15 protein-coding genes are annotated in these 21,341 nt (G+C 73.2%); 7 read left to right on the top strand and 8 right to left on the bottom strand.

Translation table 11 applies throughout. The annotated features are described in order from the left end of the window. Nucleotides 1–48: 48 nt before the first annotated feature. Nucleotides 49–600: an acyl-CoA thioesterase gene (locus OG299_RS24010; RefSeq protein ID WP_266628720.1), complete on the top strand. Its 552-nt coding sequence runs from the start codon at nucleotides 49–51 to the stop codon at nucleotides 598–600. Nucleotides 601–618: 18 nt separating this feature from the next. Here OG299_RS24010 and OG299_RS24015 read toward each other — a convergent pair whose 3' ends face one another. Beyond that, entirely contained in the window at nucleotides 619–2,145 is a 1,527-nt protein-coding gene (locus OG299_RS24015) for an LCP family protein (RefSeq protein ID WP_327362576.1), read from the bottom strand. A 175-nt stretch (nucleotides 2,146–2,320) separates the two neighbouring features. Here OG299_RS24015 and OG299_RS24020 point away from each other — a divergent pair, with 175 nt between their 5' ends. Next, nucleotides 2,321–3,349, top strand: a complete 1,029-nt coding sequence (locus OG299_RS24020; RefSeq protein ID WP_327362577.1) for a glycosyltransferase family 2 protein — start codon at nucleotides 2,321–2,323, stop codon at nucleotides 3,347–3,349. 89 nt (nucleotides 3,350–3,438) lie between these two features. Here the strand turns inward: OG299_RS24020 and OG299_RS24025 are convergent, their stop codons facing one another. From OG299_RS24025 to OG299_RS24040, 4 genes are all read right to left on the bottom strand, one after another. Then, nucleotides 3,439–5,085 (bottom strand): LCP family protein, encoded by a 1,647-nt coding sequence (locus OG299_RS24025; protein ID WP_327362578.1) that lies wholly within the window; start codon nucleotides 5,083–5,085, stop codon nucleotides 3,439–3,441. Nucleotides 5,086–5,310: 225 nt separating this feature from the next. Further along, nucleotides 5,311–7,053 carry an LCP family protein gene (locus OG299_RS24030; protein WP_327362579.1) on the bottom strand — a complete coding sequence of 581 codons (1,743 nt, stop codon included), beginning with the start codon at nucleotides 7,051–7,053 and terminating at the stop codon, nucleotides 5,311–5,313. Between the two features lie 224 nt (nucleotides 7,054–7,277). Further along, nucleotides 7,278–8,486 (bottom strand): LCP family protein, encoded by a 1,209-nt coding sequence (locus tag OG299_RS24035; RefSeq protein ID WP_327362580.1) that lies wholly within the window; start codon nucleotides 8,484–8,486, stop codon nucleotides 7,278–7,280. 203 nt (nucleotides 8,487–8,689) lie between these two features. Then, nucleotides 8,690–9,442, bottom strand: a complete 753-nt coding sequence (locus tag OG299_RS24040) for a TIGR03089 family protein (protein WP_327362581.1) — start codon at nucleotides 9,440–9,442, stop codon at nucleotides 8,690–8,692. A gap of 140 nt (nucleotides 9,443–9,582) precedes the next feature. Here OG299_RS24040 and OG299_RS24045 point away from each other — a divergent pair, with 140 nt between their 5' ends. Both OG299_RS24045 and OG299_RS24050 read left to right on the top strand, forming a co-directional pair. After that, nucleotides 9,583–11,007 (top strand): peptidoglycan recognition protein family protein, encoded by a 1,425-nt coding sequence (locus OG299_RS24045; protein ID WP_327362582.1) that lies wholly within the window; start codon nucleotides 9,583–9,585, stop codon nucleotides 11,005–11,007. Nucleotides 11,008–11,125: 118 nt separating this feature from the next. Further along, nucleotides 11,126–12,157, top strand: a complete 1,032-nt coding sequence (locus OG299_RS24050; RefSeq protein WP_327362583.1) for a DNA-3-methyladenine glycosylase family protein — start codon at nucleotides 11,126–11,128, stop codon at nucleotides 12,155–12,157. 9 nt (nucleotides 12,158–12,166) lie between these two features. Here the strand turns inward: OG299_RS24050 and OG299_RS24055 are convergent, their stop codons facing one another. From OG299_RS24055 to OG299_RS24065, 3 genes are all read right to left on the bottom strand, one after another. Further along, the gene (locus OG299_RS24055; RefSeq protein ID WP_327362584.1) at nucleotides 12,167–13,480 is read right to left on the bottom strand and encodes a coenzyme F420-0:L-glutamate ligase; all 1,314 of its coding nucleotides are present in this window, start codon (nucleotides 13,478–13,480) and stop codon (nucleotides 12,167–12,169) included. Further along, nucleotides 13,477–14,436: a 2-phospho-L-lactate transferase gene (gene cofD / locus OG299_RS24060; RefSeq protein ID WP_266628735.1), complete on the bottom strand. Its 960-nt coding sequence runs from the start codon at nucleotides 14,434–14,436 to the stop codon at nucleotides 13,477–13,479. Before cofD ends, OG299_RS24055 begins: the two co-directional genes overlap by 4 nt. Before the next feature lie 97 nt (nucleotides 14,437–14,533). After that, on the bottom strand, nucleotides 14,534–15,043 hold the full coding sequence (locus OG299_RS24065) for a cysteine dioxygenase (RefSeq protein ID WP_327362585.1): 510 nt from the start codon (nucleotides 15,041–15,043) through the stop codon (nucleotides 14,534–14,536). Nucleotides 15,044–15,691: 648 nt separating this feature from the next. Here OG299_RS24065 and OG299_RS24070 point away from each other — a divergent pair. From OG299_RS24070 to OG299_RS24080, 3 genes are all read left to right on the top strand, one after another. Beyond that, nucleotides 15,692–15,955, top strand: a complete 264-nt coding sequence (locus tag OG299_RS24070) for a WhiB family transcriptional regulator (protein ID WP_003983763.1) — start codon at nucleotides 15,692–15,694, stop codon at nucleotides 15,953–15,955. A 267-nt stretch (nucleotides 15,956–16,222) separates the two neighbouring features. After that, on the top strand, nucleotides 16,223–19,861 hold the full coding sequence (locus tag OG299_RS24075) for a glycosyltransferase family 2 protein (RefSeq protein ID WP_327362586.1): 3,639 nt from the start codon (nucleotides 16,223–16,225) through the stop codon (nucleotides 19,859–19,861). Next, nucleotides 19,858–21,336: a DUF5719 family protein gene (locus OG299_RS24080; protein ID WP_327362587.1), complete on the top strand. Its 1,479-nt coding sequence runs from the start codon at nucleotides 19,858–19,860 to the stop codon at nucleotides 21,334–21,336. Before OG299_RS24075 ends, OG299_RS24080 begins: the two co-directional genes overlap by 4 nt. The last annotated feature ends 5 nt before the right edge of the window (nucleotides 21,337–21,341 follow it).

Raw genomic sequence — 21,341 nt, forward strand, 5'->3', positions numbered from 1 at the left:
GGTGCTGTTGCAGAGCTGATGCCTCGGCGTCGGCTTTAAGGTGTCCGTATGACAGAGATACCGGGCGAGACGGCTGGCGACCTGCAGGGCAAGCCGATCTCGGCCTCGCGGACCACCCTCAGCCACATCATGACGGCCAACGACACCAACCTCCTCGGAACGGTGCACGGCGGTGTGATCATGAAGCTGGTGGACGACGCGGCCGGCGCCGTCGCCGGACGCCACTCGGGCGGGCCCGCCGTCACCGCGTCCATGGACGAGATGGCCTTCCTCGCACCGGTCCGCGTCGGCGACCTGGTCCACGTGAAGGCCCAGTGCAACTGGACCGGCCGCTCCTCCATGGAGATCGGCGTACGGGTCCTGGCCGAGCGGTGGAACGAGTCCACCCCCGCCACCCAGGTCGGCAGCGCCTACCTCGTCTTCACCGCCGTGGACGCCGAGGGCAAGCCCCGTACGGTTCCGCCGGTGCTCCCCGAGACGGACCAGGACCGGCGCCGCAACCAGGAGGCCCAGATCCGCCGCACGCACCGGCTCGCCCGCCGCCGGGCGATCATGGCGCTGCGCGAGGAGCGCGCGGCCCAGGGCTTCGACCACGACTGAGCCCGGCCCCCGGTCGGGCTACCTGCCGCAGACCACCTGGTCGCCCGTGACCACCCCGAACTGGCCCTGGTAGGGGTCCTCCGGCCGGACCGGGACCACCTTGCGGTAGTCCGCCCCGGCGATCACCAGGACCGTCCGGCCCTGGCCCGCCACCGCCCGCAGCTCGCTGCCGGGCAGCGCGGTCGAGACCGTACGGGCCGAGCGGTCCCAGCGCGGGTCGTACGCGATCACCGTGCGCTTGACGTCGCGGCTCGCGCCGCCCACCGGGGCCCGGGTGGTGTCGAAGCCGGTGGCGCGCAGCGCCGTGTCCACGCGCCCGCCCAGCCCGTCGATCCGGGTCCCGTTCTCCACCTGCACCCGGATCTGCTGCGGCGGCACGTCCACCGGCACCGCCGGCTGCTGCTGCGCCCGGCGCCCGGGCTGCCGTTGTTCCTGCCCCTGCCCCGGCCCCTGCCCCGGTGCGGCGGGGGCCAGCGGCCGGTCCTGGCGCAGCGCCTCGAAGAGCTGCGCGGCCTTCGGCTCGTCCCACTTCACCGTCGAGCCGATGCCCTTGACGGGGTACGAGGTGTTCCCGATCGGCACCGAGGCGAACTCCGAGGAGGCCGGGGTGAAATCGCGCAGGGCCTGGCCCAGGGCCAGCATCTGCTCCGATCCGAAGCCCCGGTCCGCCCGGACCGAGCCCAGCAGCGTGGAGCTGACCTCCTTGAACTTCACCGGGTTCAGCAGCACCCCGCCGCCGGTCGCCTGCTTGACCAGGGCGGCGACGAACCGCTGCTGGCGCTGCATGCGGCCGAGGTCGGCGGCTCCGTCCACATGGCGCGAGCGCACGTACTGCAGGGCCTGTCCGCCGCTGAGCCGGTGGGTGCCGGGCAGCAGGTCCAGGCCGGTGTTCTGGTCGTGCAGGGCCTTCGCGGTGCAGACCTCCACACCGCCCATGGCGTCGACGGTCTTCATGAAGCTGCTGAAGTCGACCTCCAGGTAGTGGTCGATCTTCACGCGCGTCATGTTCTCGACGGTCCGCACGGTGAGCTGCGGCCCGCCCTCCGCGTACGCGGCGTTGAGCTTCACGGCGTGCGGCCCGTGCTGCTTGCCGCTGGAATCGTCCCGGTGCGCGGGCAGCTCGGCGTAGCTGTCGCGGGGCAGGCTGACGACGCTGGCCCGCTGCCGGTTCGCGGAGAGGTGCACCAGCATCACGGTGTCGGTGCAGTGGCAGGGGGCGCCGCCGAGGCGGTACTCGCGCTTGTCCTGCGGGGTGATCTTGTCCCGGCCGTCGGTGCCGACCAGCAGGAAGTTCAGGCCGTGCCCGGCCTGCGGCCGGTTCTTCATGTCCTTGAACGGGTCCACCCGCTCGATCCCGGTGTCCAGGCCGGTCATCACCGCGTGCCCGATCGCCCCGGAGCCCAGCACCGCCACGGCCAGCCCGGCCGCCAGCCGTACCCCCCACCGCGGCCGGTCCGCCCGGTGCCGGGCCGGACCACCGCCGCGCCGCGCGCGCTGCGGCTGCGGGGGCCGGGCGGGTCGGGTGGGGCGGTGTGGCTGGGGCACGGGGGACACCTCCGCGGGGGCAGCAGGGGCCGACAGGAACGAACCAGACACAGCGGGCAGATCGTCAGAACAGTAGGCCCATACGATCAGCCTCTGTCCCTACCGATCATGCGGCGCGCACCCGTTTCCCCCGTACGCGGTAACGTGACACCGATACCCGACCTTGAAGGACCACATGCCCGCCCAGCAGCCCGCAGTCTCGGTGATCATGCCGGTGCTCAACGAGGAGCGCCATCTGCGTGACTCCGTCCGCCACATCCTCGGACAGGAGTACGCCGGTGAGATGGAGGTGGTGATCGCGCTGGGGCCGTCCAAGGACCGCACCGACGAGATCGCCGCCGAGCTCGTACGCGAAGACCCCCGCGTCGTCACCGTTCCGAACCCCTCCGGCCGCACCCCGGCCGCCCTCAACGCCGCCATCAAGGCCTCACGCCATCCCGTCGTGGTACGCGTCGACGGCCACGGCATGCTCTCGCCGAACTACATCGCCACCGCGGTCCGCCTCCTGGACGAGACCGGTGCGCAGAACGTCGGCGGCATCATGCACGCCGAGGGCGAGAACGCCTGGGAGGACGCCGTCGCCGCCGCGATGACCTCGAAGATCGGCGTCGGCAACGCGGCCTTCCACACCGGGGGCAAGGCCGGTCCGGCCGACACCGTCTACCTGGGTGTCTTCCGCCGCGAGGCGCTGGAGCTGGCCGGCGGATACAACGAGGAGTTCATCCGCGCCCAGGACTGGGAGCTGAACTTCCGCATCCGCGAGGCCGGCGGGCTCATCTGGTTCTCGCCCGAGCTGAAGGTCCAGTACCGCCCGCGGCCGTCCGTACGGGCGCTCGCCAAGCAGTACAAGGACTACGGCCGCTGGCGGCACGTGGTGGCCCGCTACCACTCGGGCTCGATCAACCTGCGCTACCTGGCCTCGCCGACCGCCCTGTGCGCGATCGTGGCCGGCGTGCTGGCCGGTGCGGTCGTCAGCCCGTGGGGCTTCGTGGTCCCGGCCGGCTACCTCGCGGCGATCACCGTCGGCTCGATCCCGGCCGGCAAGGGCCTGTCCCCGAAGGCGCGGGCGCAGATCCCGGTGGCCATGGCCACGATGCACATGTCCTGGGGCTTCGGCTTCCTGACCAGCCCGCGCTCGCTCGCGGCCAAGGTCATCGCGAGCCGCCGCCCGGCGGTGCGCCGCGACCTCGCCAGCGAGGTCTGAGCCGGCCGGCGACAGCCGCGTACGCAGGACACGAAAGGGCCCGGGGCGCTGTCGGCCGACAGCACCCCGGGCCCTTTCACGTGCAGGCGCTACCAGGTGAAGCCCGGCTGGATCGCCATGCACTCCTTGTCGTCGTCGCCGTTGAGCGGGCGGGCCGAGTCCGGGGCCTTGGTCGGGGCCGGCGGCGGCGGGGTCGGCGCGTTGCCGGTCCGCCAGTCCTTGCCGACGAACAGGACGATCCCGGTGACGTCGTCCGACTTCTCCACGGAGCTCGCCGGCAGGCCGAGCGCGGTGGCCACGGCCGCCGCGTCACCCGCCTGGTCGGGGCTGGAGAAGCGGACCACGGTGGTGTCCTCGGCCGCGGTCTGCGTGTTGGCGAGGGCCTTGGTGAAGCCCTTGCCGACGAGGATCGCGGCGACGTCGTCGGCCCGGCCCTTGACCCGGGTCTGGGCGCCGTCCTTGCCGCCGGTCGCGTTGCGCACGGTGACCGGGATCTTCGCCGCAGGCGCGGCCGGGTCGGCGGCCGGCTGGGACGGGGCCGCGGGGGTGCCGGAGGCGGCCGGCGCCGACGGGTCGGCGGCCGGGTTCCCGGACCCCTTGCCGTCGAGCGCGATGTCCTCGCGGACCATCCGGAACACGTCCTCGGCCTCGCCCGGCTTGGGCTCGACCCGGCCCTCCTCGCGGGTGCTGTACACCCACGGCATGGTGGTCATGGTGATCCGCCCGGTGGGGACCTTCTTGAGCTCCATGCTGAGGTCGTACAGCTTGTCGATCTTGTTGAGGCCGGGGTCCACGACCATGGCCTTGATGGCCGCCTGCGCCAGGCTGTTGAGCTTCACCGGGTTGCTGAGCTTGGCGTTCTTGCGGAACTCGCGGGCCATCGAGTTCATGTACATGTGCTGGGCGTGGGTACGGCCGAGGTCGGTGCCGTCCTCGAAGCCGTAGCGGGTGCGCAGCCACTGCAGGGCCTGCTCGCCCTGGATGGTGTTCGTCCCGGCGGGGAGCTTCAGGCCGGAGCCCTTGCCGTCCTTGGTGCGCGACTCCACGTTCTGCTGGACGCAGACCGGGACGCCGCCGATGGCGTCCGCCATCGTCACCACGCCCTTGAAGTCGATCATCATGAAGTGGTCGATCGGGATGTGCGTGAGCTCCTGCCAGGCGGCGACCGTGCAGCCCGGCCCGCCCCGGCTGAGGGACTCGTTGGTCTGGACGAGGCCCCTGCTGGCCTGGTGGACCTTGCCGCCCGGCTCGGTGCACTTCGGCATCATCAGCATCGTGTCGCGCGGCATCGACACGACCGACATGTTGCTGCGGTCCGCCGACAGGTGCAGCAGCATCTGCACGTCCGCGAGGGGCGGGCCGTCGAAGGTCTCCTTGGCCCCGCCGAGGGCCTGGTTGGCCGCGTCGTCACGGGCGTCGGAGCCGATGAGGAGGATGTTCAGCGGGGTCTGCCCGAAGGCGTTGGGCTTGGAGCCGCCCAGCTTGTTCTCGCCGAGGTTCAGGACGTCCGTCTTGATGCTGCCGTTGAGGTGGCGGTAGTAGAGGTAGCCGCCCGCCGCCGTCACGAGTATGAGGAGCGACAGTACGGAGGACACCCAGCGCAGCACCCGCCGCCGGCCGCGGCGCTGGGGGGCGCCGTCGCCGGCCCCGCCTCTCGGTCCGGGGACGGCGGCGGACTCGCCGGACCCACCGCCGGATATCTCACCGGACCGGGCGGGCGCCCCCTCCCCTCGCACGCTGCTGTCCCTCACACGTCCCCCTCAAGATTCACTTCGTGTCGTGGTGTGCCGGTGTCGGTGCCTGTGTCGGTTCCACCGGCCCTGCCGGCCCGGCTGCTGGCCTTGCTCGGTCGTGCTCGGCTCGCCTGCCCTGCCGTGGTGCGGCGCCGCGGCCGGCGGGCCGGCTCCCGGCCGGCCCGTCCGCGCGCCCGCGTCCTTGCGTCCCTGCCTGCCTCGGCCGCCTTACTTGGCGCAGATCGCCTTGTCGGCCTCGACCCGCTGGATGTCCTCCGGCGCCTTCTGCGGCGCGTTCAGCGAGACCCCCGCCCCCTTGAAGTCGGCGCCGAGCGTCAACTTCATCGGGGTCTTGGGCGCGGCGTCGGCCGAACCCATCTTCAGCGCCGTGGCCGGCAGCCCCATCATGTCGGCCAGCGCCCGGGCCTGGTCGGCCTGGTTGGGCGCGTACTCCAGCTGGGTCGTGTCGACCTTGGCGGGCGCGTTGCCTCGGTTGCTGGCCTTGTTCACGCCCTTGCTGTTCTGCAGCCAGGCCAGCGTGGTGGACGCGGAGCCGCTGGGGCCTCCGCCGTTGTAGACGTCCACCCGTACGTCGCCGGCCGGGGCGCGGTTGCCCTGGAGCAGGGCGTCCGCCTTGCTCTTGGCCTCCGCGTCGGCCGCGTCCTTCGCCGCCTGCTCCTTCTTCTCGACCTCCGTCAGCGAGACGTCGCCCTGGATCATCTTCAGCAGCGGATCGGCCGACCCGTGCTCGATGACGACGGTCGCCTTCTTGCCCTCGGGCTCGGCCGGGTTGTCGAGCACCGGGAGCGTGGTGAAGGTGATGTTCTTCAGGTCCATGTCCTTCAACTCACCGGCGAGGTTGGTGAGTTTGTCGATGGACCCTATGCCCGAGTCCACGTTCAGCGACTTGGTGGCCGCCTCCGCGAGGGAGAAGAACTTCTTCGGACTGGTCAGCGTCTCCTTCGACTTCATCTCGCGCATCATCGATCCCAGGAACTGCTGCTGGGTCTTGATCCGGTCGAGGTCGCCGTGGTTGCCGAACGAGTGCCGGGTCCGTACGAAGGCCAGGGCCTGCTCGCCCTGCAGCCGGTGCTCGCCGGCGTCCAGCTTCAGCTTGGAGTCCTCGTCGTCCACGGCCTTCGCCAGGCAGACCGGAACACCGCCGACCGCCGTGCTCAGCACCTTCACCGCGTTGAAGTCGACCATCATGAAGTGGTCGATGGTGACCCCGGTGATGTCCTTCACCGTACGCATCGTGCAGCCCGGGTCGCGGCCCTCCTGGCCGAGGCTGATGTTGAACCGGGTCCCCTTCTCGCCGGGGATGGTCTTCGTCGTACCGTCCGGCTGCTTCGTCGGGCACGCGGGGATGTTCGTGATCAGGTCGCGCGGGATGGACAGCGCGGTGGCGTTGCTGCGGTCCTTGGCGACGTGGAACAGGATCGTGGTGTCGGCGTGGCCGACGCTGTCCGCGTCCCCGTAGCCCTCGTTGCCCGCGCCGCTGCGCTTGTCGGTGCCGATGACCAGGATGTTGATGGGCTGGTCCTTCTTGAACCCGCCCGTGCCCGCATCGCCGACGTCGGTGACCTTGAGGTTGTTGTTCAGGTGGTCGTAGTAGAGGTACGCGCCCACCGAACCGCCGACCAGCAGGAAGGCCAGGGTGCCGCCGGTGACGACCAGGGCCTTCTTGCGCCGGCCGCCGCCTCCGCCGCCCTTGCGCGGCCGCCCGCCGCGCCGCCCGGGCGGGCCGTCGCCGCGCCGCGGCCCGGGGACCGCCGGTGACGGGGCCTTGGGGGCTGCCGGGGCTCCGGGCGCGCCGTTGCGGGCCGACGACGGTCTGCGGGGTGCGGCGACCGAGGGCTGCTGCGCAGCGGAACGGTCCAGTCGCAGTTCGTAGTTGCCAGTGCGGGGGTTGAGCACCCACTGGTCTGCGGGGTCGATTTCGTCCGCCCGCCCACGGCTTTGCGCATCCACGGTTGCTCGAATCCTCCGTCGGTGCCTCGCGACGCGTCTCCCCCAAGACGCCCGGTCAACGATCCGGCTGCTGGTGCACGGCCTCTTTGCTGGCCGGGGCACCGGATCGCTCACCCTATCCGCCCACGTCAACTGCAAACCATGGTGGTGACAAATTCCACTCCCCTTATAGCGGGTCAAACCCCCCAACCCCTTCTGTTCGGGCACCGCCTTTTGGGATTGCTTTACCGGCAATCGGCCGTGCCCGCCGTGGTTCCCGTGAAGGTGGGGACGGGGGTCGGGGTGGAACCGGTTCCCGACGGGGGTGCGGCGGCCTCGGACTCGGCGGCGCGGGCGGTCTTACGGGACTGTTCGGTTTCGGCCGTCGGCGGGGTCACCGTCAGCGGCCTGTCCGTCCGCAGCCGCTCGAAGAGTTGGGCCGCGGCCGGCTGCACCAGCTCGTCCCGGTTCCGGTCGGCGGCGTACGGGCGGCGGGGCACCGTCAGGAACTTGACCTGCTCGGCCGGTATGTCCCGGATGCCCCGAACCAGTTCGTACAGATCGCGCAGCGAGGCCAGCCCCGGGTCCGTGGTCAACGAGGAGGTCGCCGCGTCCAGCAGGGGGTAGAGCCGGCCCGGGTTCAGCAGGACCCCGTTGCTCTGCACCTTCTTGACCAGCGAGCCGAGGAACTGCTGCTGGCGCTCCATCCGTTCGGTGTCGCTGCCGTCGCCCAGGCTGTAGCGGGCGCGCACGAAGCCCAGGGCCTGCTCCCCGTGCAGGGTCTGCAGTCCGGCCGGGAGCTTCAGCTTCGCCTCGGGGTCGTTCATCGGCTGCTTGAGGCAGATCTCCACCCCGCCGACCGCGTCGACCATCTTCTTGAACCCGCCGAAATCCACCACCATGTGGTGGTCGATGCGGATTCCGGTGAGCTTCTCCACCGTACGGATCGTGCAGGCGGCCCCGCCCCACTGGAACGCCCAGTTGAACTGCGCGAGCCGCTCGCCGGTCCGGCTCCCGCCCTCCGTCAGGCAGGCCGGGATCCGCGTCATCAGGTCCCGGGGTATCGAGACCGCCGTCGCGCTCCTGCGGTCCGCGGGCAGGTGCAGCAGGATCGCGGTGTCCGAGCGCTCGGTGCCCCCGTCCTGCCCGTACCGGGCGTTCTCCTTGCCGGAGCGCGAGTCCGAGCCGATCAGCAGGATGTTCTGCGCGCCGCCCACGAGGTGCGTGGGGCGCTCCCGCTCGTAGCGCTCGAGCTCGGCCGCCGCGGACGTGTCCTCGGTGATGTTCCCGTCGAGCTTGAGGTAGAGCCACCAGCCGACGGCCGCCCCGGCCAGGACCAGCAGGGCCAGCCCGAGCCCGATCCAGCGCAGCAGGCGGCGCCGGCGGCCGCGCGGAGGCTTCGATGAGCCTCCGCCGGCCCGGGTGCCGCCCGGTATGCCTGCGCTGTCCGTCACTCGCGTTCAGTCCCCTCGCCGCACCGGCTGCGTCGGTGACATGTGCGGGCCGTACGGGTGGATGCACGGCCTCTGCCGATCGTGCCCCCGGCCCGTCGGGGCGGCCCGGGGGCAGGCCCCTGTCTAGGGCCATGCGGGTGACAGATCGCCCGGCCTTGCGGTTGGGCGGAGTGGGTGACGGCGCAGCCCGGCGACAGGCCTCGTCAGGCGGCGGTGTGGGTGACGCGCTCGCTCTCGATCCGCTGCGCCAGGCCGTCCGCCGACAGCCGGTCCAGGTTCCGGCACAGCACCACGGACCCGCCCGCAGCCAGCGCGGCGAAAAGCCCTGCCGACAGCCCGTCCCAGCCGTCGTAGCCGAGCCCGGACAGCAGCCGCGAACCCGCGCCGAGGCCGAGCTTCGCCGCGTCCTCGCGGGCGCGCTCGACGATCCGTGCGTACGACAGCTCCTCGCCGCCGACCACCAGCCCCGGGCCGTTCGCGTCCACGGGGACGAACGGGGCGAACCGGTCGCCCTGCCCCGGCACCTCCACCGCGTAGTCCGCGAACCCGGCGGGCGGCTGCAGGAACCGCCCGCCCAGCGGCCGCAGCGCGAGCGCGACCCGCTCGCCGGAGCAGGCCGCGGCCTCCTCCAGGGTGTCGGGGCCGCTCACCACCAGATCGGCGTCGGCCGGATCCCCGCCCACCTCGGCGACGACCCCCACCGAGGCACAGGCGAGCAGCCACACGGCGCTCTGCCAGTGCGCGGGGAGCACCAGCGCGAGCCGGTCACCGGGCTCGGCGCCCAGGTCGCCCTGGAGCAGATTGGCGGTCTTGGCCACCCAATTGGCGAAGGTGGCGACGGACAATTCGACGCGCTCGCCCGTGGCGTCGTCGTAGAAGGTGACGAGAGGGCGGCCCGGATCGGCGGCGAGCGCGGATCGCAGCAGGTCGGCAGGGGTGCGGTCAGTGGCGTTCACCCGCCCCAGCCTACGCGCGGGCCCTCGCCCGTACGGCGGGCACCGGCTCCTCCGTACGGGCGAGCCACACGCGCCCCGCATCGGACGGGCCGTCAGTTCTCCGATGGCGCTTCGTGGTGACTGTGCTCAGCATCGCTTTCATGCGTGGATTCCTTGCTTCCTCGATCGGTGTCGCGACAGCCGCAGCCCTGGCCCTGCCGCTCGCGCTCTCCACTCCGGCCCTGGCCGCGCCGTCCATGAGCGCGGCCGCCCCCGTGGCCCCAGCCGGGTCCACCCAGTCGCTGCCGCTCGCCCCCCTGGGTCCCGCGGCCGACCGGTCCCCCGGCGTCCCCGGCATGAGCACCTCGCCCCGGCTGCCCGAGACCCGGGGTCTGCCGCCGCGCGAGGTCAAGAGGTTCTCGCTGGTCGGCGTCGTCTGGGACGACGCGAGCACCCAGCTGTTCGGCCGGGTCCAGGTCCGCACCCGCGCGGTGGCGACCGGGACCTGGTCCGACTGGCAGGACCTAGAGACCCACAACAGCGAACACGCCCCCGACCTCGGCACCGCGGAGAGCGGCACCGGCCGGGTCCGCGGCAGCACGGCCCCGCTGTGGGTCGGCGACTCCGACGGGGTCGAGGTCCGCGTCCAGGCGGAACCCGGAGCCCCGGCCACCCGCGCGGCGGCCCGGCTCCCGTCCGGCATGCGGATCGAACTCGTCGACCCGGGGGCGACGGACCCGGTGACGGTGATCGACGCCAAGAACGGCGCCTCGGGCACCTCCGACGAACCCGAAGGCGACGACAAGGGCGACGTGGAGGCCCTGCCGGGCATGACCATGGAGACGGCGGAGTCCTCCTCCGCGAACGTCCCGCTGGCCCCCCTCGGGGCGAAGGAGATCACCGCGCTCAACAAGGCGGACTCCACCGCCGACGCGGTCCTCGCCAGCGACGGCACCCTCAGCGCGGCGGCCCGCCCGTACATCGGCCCGCGGCCGCGGATCGTCACGCGGCTGGGCTGGGGCGCGGACGAATCCCTGCGCGAGGCGGGCTTCGTCTACACGAGCACGGTCAAGGCGGCCTTCGTCCACCACAGCGCCTCGGGCAACAACTACACCTGCAAGGACGCCCCGAAGGTGCTGCGCAGCCTGTACCGCTACCACGTGGTCAGCAGCGGCTGGCGCGACATCGGCTACAACTTCGCCGTCGACAAGTGCGGCACGGTGTACGAGGGCCGGGCGGGCGGAGTCGCCAAGGCGGTGCAAGGCGCGCACACCATGGGCTTCAACACGGACAGCATGGGCATCGCGGTGATCGGCACGTACACGACCACCGCACCGCCCGCCGCCGCGGTGAAGGCGGTGGCCCAGCTGACGGCGTGGAAGCTCGGGCTGTTCAACCGGGACCCGCGGGCGAAGACCACGCTGAAGTCGGGCGGCGGCAACCTCTTCGCGAAGGGCACGAACGTGAAGCTGAACGTCATCTCGGGCCACCGCGACGGCTTCGCCACGGAATGCCCGGGCAAGCTCCTGTACGGCCAACTCCCCCCGACCCGCACCTCATCGGCCAAGCTCCAGGGCCGCCCCTAGGGGGTGTCCTCCGGATCATGGCGGGGCCGCGGCGGGCGGCCGAACGGGTCGGGGCGGAGCCCGGGGAAAGGCGGAAGGGCGGGTGGGGGACCGGCGCCGCAGGGCTACGCTCAATGGCATGGCCGGCCGCTTCGACCCCCTCACCCGCACCGCCGTCCGCGGCGGCCGCACCACCGTGCCCGCAGGCACCGGAACCTCGGCAGGCACCGCCCCGACCGGGGCGCGGGCCCGGGCCCTGGCCCGAACCTGGACGCCCGAGGGGGTCGTCGACCTCGGGCTCACGCTCGGCCCGCTCAGACGCGGCCCCGCCGACCCCACCTTCCGCACCACCCCCGACGGCTCCGTCTGGAAGACCAGCCGCACCCCCCAGGGCCCGGCCACCCTCCGCGTGGCACTGAGCCGAGGCGCCGGTGCCGCCGAAGCGGAGGCCTGGGGCCCCGGCGCCGAGTGGATGCTCGACAGCCTCCCCGCCCTCCTCGGCGACGGCGACGACCCCGCCGCCTTCGTCCCCCGCCACCGCCTCCTGCACGCCAGCCACCGCCGCCGCCCCGGCCTGCGCCTCACCCGTACCGGACTGGTCCTGGAGTCCCTGGTCCCGACCGTCCTGGAGCAGAAGGTCACCACCGACGAGGCGTACCGCGCCTGGCGGCGCCTGGTGTGCCAGTACGGGGAGCCCGCCCCCGGCCCCGAGCACGGCCCGCAGGGCCTGTACGTCATGCCCGACGCCCGGACCTGGGCGCTGATCCCGTCCTGGGACTGGCACAAGGCCGGCGTCGACGCCAAGCGCTCCGCCGCGATCGTCCGCTGCGCCCGCGTGGCGAACCGGCTGGAGGAGGCCGCCGCCATGGAGCTCCCGCAGGCCGCCGCCCGGCTGGAGGCCGTACCCGGCATCGGCCCCTGGACCTCCGCCGAGACCCTCCAGCGCAGCAACGGCGCCGCCGACGCGGTCACCACCGGCGACCTGCACCTGCCCGGCATCATCGGCTACGCCCTCGCCGGGAACCGGGACGCCGACGACGACGCCATGCTGGAGCTGCTCGCCCCGTACGCCGGCCAGCGCCACCGCGCGGCCCGCCTGATCCTCCTCGCGGGCCACGCACCGCCCCGCCGCGCCCCGAAGATGCGGAAGACGGACATCGGGCGCCTGTGACCGGGCGCCCTACCGGACCTCGATGAAGTCCTCCGCCGACCGCGCCGGCCGCTGCGCCGGAGCCGCCGCGGCGTGGCCCACGGCCACCGCGCCCATCGGGTCCCAGCCCTGCGGCAGCCCGAGCACCTTGCGCACCACGTCCCGGCAGAACATCGTCGAGGACACCCACGCCGAGCCCAGCCGCTCCCCGGCCAGCGCGACCAGGAAATTCTGCACGCCCGCGCCCATCGCGACCACGAACATCTCCCGCTCCGCCGCATCGCGCCGGGCGTGCCCGTAGTCGTGCGCGCCGTCCGTCACCATGCACGGCACCACCAGGTACGGGGCCTGGCGCAGCACGTCCCCGCGCCGTACCCGCTTCGCGATGGACTCCTCGGACTTGCCGTCCCGCCGCAGGTCCTCGACCCACGCGTCCCGCATCGCGTCCAGCAGCTCGAGCCGCGCCGCCGCCGACTCCAGCAGGACGAACCGCCACGGTGTGGTGTGGTGCGGCGCCGGGGCCGTCACGGCCGCCGCCACCGCCCGGCGGACCGCGCCCGGGTCGACCGGGTCCGCCGTGAAGGCCCGTACCGTACGGCGCTGCGTCACGGCTTCCCGTACCGCCTCCGAGGTGCCCAGCCGGAACATGTCGTCGGCCGGCGAGCGCACCAGGTCGGCCGCCGTCGAACCCTCGCCCAGTACGTGCCCCAGCCCGCGTACGACCGCCACCGGCAGCCCGGCCGCCTTGCCCTTGACCAGGTCTCCGGCCGCGGCCAGCTCGTCCGCCGTGGCCACTATCGTCGCGCTCAGCGGATTGCCGTGGGCGTCCGTACCGCCGCGCAGGTCGTCCAGGACCCGCACCCCGGCCGAGCCGATCGCCACGTCCGTGAGCCCGGTGCGCCACGGCCGCCCGAAGGTGTCGGTCACGATGACGCCCACCTCGACGGACAGCAGCTCGCGCAGACCGGCACGGATCGCGGCGGCCGAGGCGTCGGGGTCCGCGGGCAGCAGCAGCACCGTGCCCGGCTCGGTGTTCGAGGCGTCGACGCCGGCCGCCGCCATGACCAGCCCCTGCCGGTTCTCGACGATCCGCAGCGGGCCCCGGCGCGCGACGACCCGTACCGTCTCCGCGTCTATGACGTCCTCGCGGGAGTCGGCGCGGACGATCCGGCCCTCCGCCTTGGAGACGATCTTCGAGGTGACCAGCAGGACGTCCCCGTCCCGCAGCTCCGGCCCGGCCGCAGCGATGAGCCGCGCGAGGTCGTCGCCGGGGCGGACCTCCGGGATCCCGGCGACGGCGCGCACCTCGTACGAGGGAACGGCGGGAACGGAAGGGAGACTCACCGGGAGGCCTCCGCGAGCTCCAGCGCGGCGCGGGCCATCGCGGCGGTGGCGGCCAGGTCGGTCATCATCAGCGGCACCGCGCGGCAGGCGATCCCGGCGGCCTCCACCGCGGCGACCGCGTCCGCGTCGGCGGTGTCCACGAGCCAGCCGTCGAGCAGGTCGCTGCCGTAGTGCAGGGCGACGGCCGCGGCGGTCGACTCGACGCCGACGGCGGCGAGCACCTTGTCGGCCATCCCGCGCACGGGAGCGCCCCCGACGATGGGGGAGAGGCCGACGACGGGCGCCTCGGCGGCGGCCACGGCCTCGCGGATGCCGGGCACGGCGAGGATGGTGCCGACCGAGACGACCGGGTTGGACGGCGGGAGGACGATCAGGTCGGCGGCCGCGACGGCCTCGAGCACACCGGGAGCGGGCTTGGCCTGCTCGGCGCCGACGGGCACGACGGCCTCGGCGTCGAGCGAGGCGCGCAGCCGGACCCAGTACTCCTGGAAGTGGATGACGCGTCGCTCGCCGGTGTCGGGGTCGTTCACGGCGACGTGGGTCTCGACGCGGTCGTCGGACATGGGCAGCAGCCGGACCCCGGGCTGCCAGCGGTCGCAGAGCGCCTCGGTGACGGCGCTCAGCGGGTAGCCCGCGCCGAGCATCTGCGTACGGACGATGTGGGTGGCGAAGTCGCGGTCGCCGAGGCCGAACCAGGTGGGTCCGACCCCGTACGCCGCGAGCTCCTCCTTGACGGTGAAGGACTCGTCGGTGCGGCCCCAGCCCTGGTCCTCGTTGATGCCACCGCCGAGGGTGTACATCACCGTGTCCAGATCGGGGCACACCTTCAGCCCGAACAGGTGAATGTCGTCACCGGTGTTGCCGATGACCGTGATGTCCGCGTCGGGAACCGCCGACTTCAGTCCGCGGAGGAAACGGGCGCCGCCGATGCCGCCGGCCAGAACAACAATGCGCATGCGGACAGTCTGTCAGCCGCAGGCTGCCGTTGAAGGCGGTGGTCGGGTGACGGGCGGGACGGTCAGGCCCGGCCGAGGCGGACGCGGTCCGGCCGCGTCAGACGGAAAGGGCCTCGGGCCGGGCCGGGGAGCAGGTGTGCATCGGCATCTCGGTCAGGCCCGGGAAGTAGATGTGCAGGCTGACCGCTCCGTCGAGGCCGTCGTTGACCACCTCGTGGGCGTACCCGGGGGCGAAGACGCGCTGGGAGCCGGCGCCCAGGGCGAGCGGCCCGCGCGGGCCGTGCTCGGTGAGCTCGCCGTCGAGGACGGTCAGGACGCCGGAGGAGGAGCCGTGGTCGTGCCGGCCGCTGCCCTGGCCGGGGACCCAGCTGAGCAGCCAGACCTCGTAGCCGGGGCCCGTGCGCAGCCGGTGGTACCAGCGGGTGGTGGCGTCGTACTCGACCAGGTGCTCCCACTCGGCGCGGTTCGCGGCGATGGTGCGCGCGAGGCCGACGAACTCGGAGACGGTGGCCGGGTGCTCGCGGGCGGGCTGCAGGAGGTGCTGGACGGAGAGGATGTCGCCGGCGATCTGGAGGTCGCTCTCGACGGTTACGGGAGTGGTGTTCATCGGGGAGTCCTCGATGGATGTCAGTCGTGCTGGCGGTCGCTGTGGGGGTGGCCGGAGCTCAGGGGAGCCGGGGGCTCCGAAGGCATCAACAGCAGCAACAGCAACAGCGAACCTGGGCAGCGCACAGGAACCCACGAATGGGGGTCCGGGTGGCTGCTGAGGTCACTGACATGGGGACAAGGAGACCGGGTCGTAGGCCGGACTGTCAACCCAATGCCTCGTTTGTCGCGAAAGTTTCATCTGATCCGGTTGCTGTGCTCGGAGAAAGGTTTGTGCATTCCGATGTAGGGGAGGTGGCGCTCCACGTCACACCGGAGCCCACCCGAACCGCCCGGACGACGACACGCCGCTCCGTGACCGGAATGTGATCTGCGCCGCTTCTTTGGCTTGATCGCAACCACGCCGCGGAGGGGCACGTCGATTGCGGGTGAACAGGGGCACAGTGGGGCGCCAGTGGCATGTGTCACGATTTTTGGCGATATGAACACTTTCTGCATACGCTTGGTTCCGCAGAGTGAATAAGGGGCCCAATAGCAGATCTCGGCTTGACTGCGCTGGAGCGGCCCACTTGTAATTTCACTCGTGTCGTTACGTAGCGATCAGTAACGGCACCACCACGGGGACGCACAGACAGAGCGAGGGGCGCACATGACCGAGCTGTTTCAGGAACTGCTGGTCGAGGAGGCGGACGAAGAGCTCGGATGGCAGGAGCGTGCTCTTTGCGCCCAGACCGACCCCGAGTCCTTCTTTCCCGAGAAGGGCGGCTCCACCCGCGAGGCCAAGAAGGTCTGCCTCGCCTGCGAAGTCCGCTCCGAATGCCTCGAGTACGCCCTCGCCAACGACGAGCGATTCGGCATCTGGGGCGGCCTGTCCGAGCGCGAACGCCGACGGCTGAAAAAAGCAGCCGTCTGAGCACACAGCGCAACACGGAGCAACACAGCGCAACACTGGGCAACACCGGTCGGTACGCAGAACACGCTTCGGAACAAAGCTTCAGAACAAAGCAATGAGCAGAGCAAACGGTCCGCCTCCTGCACCTTCCCCGCAGGAGGCGGACCGCTGTGTTCCCAGCCGTTAGTGTGGGGCGCTGTCCAGCAGCCTCCGGGAGCACAACCACCCCCGGACCCACTCCCCGGACCGCGTCCGGGGGGACCCCCAGGCCGGAGGGCCAGTAGAGCGATGTCCCTGCACAGCCAGTCGACGGCCTCCTACCAGGCTGCCGCCACACCCGAGTTCCCCCGGCACGTCGTCACCGCGGTGCTCGTCGCCCACGACGGCGCCCGCTGGCTGCCCAGGACGCTCGCCGGCCTCCTCGGCCAAGAACGCCCCGCGCAGAGCCACGTCGCCGCCGACACCGGCAGCGCCGACGAATCCGCGCGCCTGCTCGGCGAGGCCCTCGGCGAGGATCGCGTCCTCCACCTCGCCCGCCGCACCGGCTTCGGCGCCGCCGTCGACGAAGCCGCCCGCAGCGCGGGCACCCTGAGCCCCGAGGACCTCCCGTACCTCAAGCGCCCCAGCGGCTGGGACCCCGTCAGCCGCACCTGGCGCGACGACGCCTACGACCTCCCCGAACTCCCCCACGGCGACCCCGTCCAGTGGCTCTGGCTGCTCCACGACGACAGCGCCCCCGAACCCGACGCCCTCACCGAATTGCTGCGCGTCGCCGAGGAGAACCCCGACGCCGCCGTCATCGGCCCCAAGCTGCGCGGCTGGTACGACAAGAAGCAGCTCCTCGAGGCCGGCGTCACCATCGCCCGCAGCGGCCGCCGCTGGACCGGCCTCGACCGCCGCGAACAGGACCAGGGCCAGCACGACCAGGTCCGCCCCGTCCTGTCCGTCTCCACCGCCGGCATGCTCGTGCGCCGCGACGTGTACGAGGCCCTCGGCGGCTTCGACCGCCGCCTGCCCCTCATGCGCGACGACGTCGACCTCTGCTGGCGCGCCCAGAGCGCCGGCCACACCGTGCTCGTCGCCCCCGACGCCGTCCTGCGGCACGCCGAGGCCTCCGCCCGCGAGCGCCGCACCGTCGACTGCGCCGGACGTACGAGCGCCAGCCCGCACCGCGTGGACAAGGCCGGCGCCGTCTACACCGTGCTCGCCAACAGCTCCGCCGGCGCCCTGCCGTACGTCCTGCTGCGCCTCCTCGTCGGCACCGTGCTCCGCACCCTCGCCTACCTCGTCGGCAAGGCACCCGGCCAGGCCGTCGACGAGATCACCGGCCTCCTCGCCACCCTGCTGCGCCCCGGCCGGATCCTCGGCGCCCGCCGCAGACGGGGCCGGCCCGCCGTCCCCGCCAAGGAACTGCGCCCCTTGTTCCCGCCGCCCGGCGCGAGCCTGCGGGCCAACGCCGAACAGCTCGCCGGGTACTTCGGCGGCGACCGCGACACCGACACGGCCGCCATCGGCCGGCACGGCGGGGCCGTCGAGTCCGGCCCCGGCGGCGACGACGCCGACTACCTCGAGATCGAACAGTTCGCGCGCCTCAAGCGGATCGCCCGCAACCCCGCGCCCGTCCTCTTCGCCCTCCTCCTGCTCGTCTCCGTCATCGCCTGCCGCGCCCTGCTCGGCGGCGGCTCGCTGATGGGCGGCGCCCTGCTGCCCGCCCCCGACAGCGGGCTCGCCCTCTGGCGCAGCTACACCGACGACTGGCAGCCCGTCGCCGCCGGCTCCACCGCCGGAGCGCCCCCGTACCTCGCCGTCCTCGGCGCCTTCGCCACCGTGCTGTTCGGCTCCACCAGCGCGGCGCTGACCCTGCTGCTGGTCTGCTCGGTCCCGCTCGCCGGGCTCACCGCCTACTTCGCCTCCCGGCCGCTCGTCGACTCCCGGCTGCTGCGCGCCTGGGCCGCCGTCGCCTACGCCTTCCTGCCCGCCGTCACCGGCGCCCTCGCCGGCGGCCGCCTCGGCACCGCCGTCCTTGCGATCCTGCTCCCGCTCATCGCCCGCTCGGCCGTCGCGGCCTTCGCCTTCGGCTCCGCCGAATCCGAAGGCGAACGGTCCGGCTGGCGCCCGGTGTGGACGTACACCCTCCTGCTGACCCTGGCCACCGCCTTCACCCCCGTCGTGTGGCTCCTGGCCGCCGTCCTCGGCACCGCCGCCCTCGTGCTGCGCCGCGCCCGGTGGAAGACGTACGGCCTGCGGCTGCTCGCCACCCTCGCCGTCCCGCTCCTCGTGCTCGCCCCCTGGTCGCTGACCCTGCTCATGCACCCCGGCCGGCTCCTGCACGAGGCCGGCCTGCCGTACGGATCCGGCTCGGCCACCGCCCTGGACCTCCTCGGCATCAGTCCCGGCGGCCCCCGCACCGCCGGCGGCCTGCTCCTCATCGGCATCGTCCTCGCCGCCCTGGCCGCCCTGCTGCGCGCCGAGCGCCGGTTCGCCGTCCGCACCGCCTGGGCCACCGCCCTGGCGGCCCTGCTCCTGGCCGTCGTCGTCAACCGCACCGGCTGGGCCGGGCCCGCCACCCTCGTCTACGGACTGGCCCTCCTCGCGGCCGCCGCCGTCGGCGCAGAGGGGGCCAAGGAGCGGGTCGCCGCCAGCAGCTTCGGCTGGCGCCAGCCGCTGGCCGCGCTGATCGCGCTCGGCGCCGTCGCCGGCCCGCTGCTCGGCGCCGCCGGCTGGATGATCAGCGGCGCCGACGGCCCGCTGGAGCGGCGCGACCCGGTCCAGGTCCCCGCGTTCGTCGCCGAGGAGAGCGGCACCCGCGACCAGGCCCGCACCCTCGTCCTCGGCGGCACCTCGCCCGCCACGGTCTCCTACACCCTGGTCCGCGGCTCCGGCGGCCGCCTCGGCGACGCCGAACTCGCCGCCGCGGCCGGCAGCAGCCCCCAGCTCGACAAGGTCGTCTCCAGCCTCGTCGCCGGCTCCGGCGCCGACCAGACCGACCAGCTCAGCGGCTTCGCCATCCGCTACATCCTGGTCCGCGACGGGGCCCCGCAGCAGATGCGCAAGGTCCTCGACGCCACCCCGGGCCTCAGCCGCCTCAGCCAGCTCGACGGCAGCGCCCTGTGGCGCGTGGACCGCCAGGTCGCCCGCGCCGCCATCGTCTCCGGCAAGCCGGGCGAGGCCCCCATCCCGGTCGCCTCCGGCCCCGTCGAGGCCCACACCAAGATCCCGGCGGGCGAGGCGGGCGGTGCCGGTCGGGTGTTGCGCATCGCCGACCGGGCCGCCCCCGGCTGGCGGGCCACCCTCGACGGCAAGCCCCTCAAGCCCAAGACCCTCGACGGCTGGGCCCAGGGCTTCGAACTGCCCGCCGCCGGCGGCCGCCTCGACCTCGTCCACGAGGACGCGCTGACCCGGACCGCCTGGCACTGGGCCCAGGGCCTGCTCGCACTGGTGCTGCTCGTGATGGCCCTGCCCGGCCGCCGGGCGAGCCTCGACGACGACCTGCCCGAGGAGGAGGCGGAAGCCGCCGACCGGTCCGCCGCGGGCGAGGCCGGAGAGGGCCGCCGGGCCCGCCGGCTGCGCGCGGAGGCGGAGTCCGCGGCTGCCGCGACGGCCGCCGCCGAGGAGCCCTCGGGCGCGGTCGCCGACCCGTACGCGCAGATCCCGGCGCAGCCGGTGTACGGGGAGGAGACGTACGCGTACCAGGCCTACGGCGACCAGGGCTACGCGTACGACCAGCAGCCCCAGCAGCCGTACGTGCCGGCGCCCGCCCAGGCCCCGGATTACGAGCAGTACCCCTACCCGGAGCAGGGCTACGACGACCCGCAGGGATACCCGCAGCAGCCGCAGCAGCAGCCGTACCCCTACCCGCCGTACGAGCAGCCGTACGACACCTACGGACAGCACGACCCGCGTCCGGACGGGAGCCCCCAGCAGTGAAGCAGCGCGCACCCCTGACGCTGGCGGCGGTGGCCGCGGCCCTGGCGGCCGTCACCGGCGTCGGATACCTCACCGCCCCCGCCGCCCCGGCCGCCGACGCCCGGACGGCGGCCGCGGCCCGGATGCCGGTGGAGCGGTCCGCGCTGGTCTGCCCGGCGCCCAGCTCCTCGGACATCGCGGAGACCACGTACACGGCGATCACCCCAGGCGCCGCCGGCGCAGGCAAGGGCACGGCCCGCCTCCTCGGCGCGACCAAGGAGGCCAAGCCGGTGCTCGAGCTCAAGGAGCGCGGCAAGCCGGCCGGGGCCGCCGCCTCCGGCGCGGAGGCGCCCGCACTGGTGGGTGTCGCCGACGGGATCCTGGCCCCCGGCTGGACCGCGCAGCAGACCACGAAGGTCTCGGTCGGCCGGGCGCGCGGCGTCCTCGGCGTCGGCTGCACCGCGCCCGGCACCGACTTCTGGTTCCCCGGCGCGAGTACGGCCAAGGGGCGCGAGGACTACGTGCACCTCACCAACCCGGACGACACCGCGGCCGTGATCGACATCAAGATGTTCGGCCCGGACGGGGCGGTGAAGTCCGAGGGCGGCACCGGCGAGAACATCCGGATCGACCCCAAGTCCACCAAGTCCGTCTCGCTGGCCTCCCTCGCCCCCGGGGCCCAGCTCGCGGACGTCACCGCCCATGTGACGACCCGGGCGGGCCGGGTCGGCGCCTCCGTGCAGGTCGGCGAGGAGGGGGTGGGCGCCGACTGGCTGCCGGCCTCCACCGACCCGGCGGGCTCGCTGGTGCTGCCCGGGATCCCGGCGGACGCCACCTCCGTACGGCTGGTCGCCTTCGCGCCGGGCGAGGAGGACGCGGACCTCACGGTCAAGCTGGCCGGGCCGAACGGCTCGATCAGCCCGGCGGGCAACGAGCAGCTGCACCTCAAGGGCGGCATGACGGCGAGCCTCGACCTGAAGGACGTGACCCGCGGCGAGGCGGGCTCGCTGCTGCTGGCCCCGGCGAACAGCAAGAAGGCCGTGCCGGTGGTGGCGGCCGTCCGCGTGGTCCGCGGCAGCGGCGCCAAGCAGGACCTGGGCTTCGTCCCGGCGACCGGGCCGGTGGGGACGCGGGCGACGGTCGCCGACAACCGGGCCGACGAGAACGCGACGGTGCTCTCGCTGACGGCGGCGGGCGGCGCCGATGCGAAAGTGAAGGTGACGGCCTCGCCGGGCACCGAGGCCGGGGAGCCGGCGTCGAAGGAGGTCACGGTCAAGGCGGGCACGACGCAGACGGTGTCGCTGGCCCCGGCCGGGGCCAAGGGCGCCTACGCGCTGACGGTCGAGACCGTCTCCGGCGGCCCCGTGTACGCGGCCCGCACCCTGACCCTGCCCCACGAGGGCACGCCGATGTTCACGATCCAGCCGCTGTCGGACGACCACGCGATGGTCTCGGTCCCCAAGGCCACCCAGGACCTCACGGTCCTGACCGACTAGGACAG

This window comes from Streptomyces sp. NBC_01296 (genome assembly GCF_035984415.1).
Lineage (GTDB): Bacteria > Actinomycetota > Actinomycetes > Streptomycetales > Streptomycetaceae > Streptomyces.

What these genes read in the sequence shown, in the direction of transcription:
- OG299_RS24070 (WP_003983763.1), top strand. Translation starts at nt 15,692, where the DNA reads ATGACCGAGCTGTTTCAGGAACTGCTGGTCGAGGAGGCGGACGAAGAG.
- OG299_RS24075 (WP_327362586.1), top strand. Translation starts at nt 16,223, where the DNA reads ATGTCCCTGCACAGCCAGTCGACGGCCTCCTACCAGGCTGCCGCCACA.
- OG299_RS24050 (WP_327362583.1), top strand. Translation starts at nt 11,126, where the DNA reads ATGGCCGGCCGCTTCGACCCCCTCACCCGCACCGCCGTCCGCGGCGGC.
- OG299_RS24045 (WP_327362582.1), top strand. Translation starts at nt 9,583, where the DNA reads ATGCGTGGATTCCTTGCTTCCTCGATCGGTGTCGCGACAGCCGCAGCC.
- OG299_RS24020 (WP_327362577.1), top strand. Translation starts at nt 2,321, where the DNA reads ATGCCCGCCCAGCAGCCCGCAGTCTCGGTGATCATGCCGGTGCTCAAC.
- OG299_RS24010 (WP_266628720.1), top strand. Translation starts at nt 49, where the DNA reads ATGACAGAGATACCGGGCGAGACGGCTGGCGACCTGCAGGGCAAGCCG.
- cofD (WP_266628735.1), bottom strand. Translation starts at nt 14,436, where the DNA reads ATGCGCATTGTTGTTCTGGCCGGCGGCATCGGCGGCGCCCGTTTCCTC.
- OG299_RS24065 (WP_327362585.1), bottom strand. Translation starts at nt 15,043, where the DNA reads ATGAACACCACTCCCGTAACCGTCGAGAGCGACCTCCAGATCGCCGGC.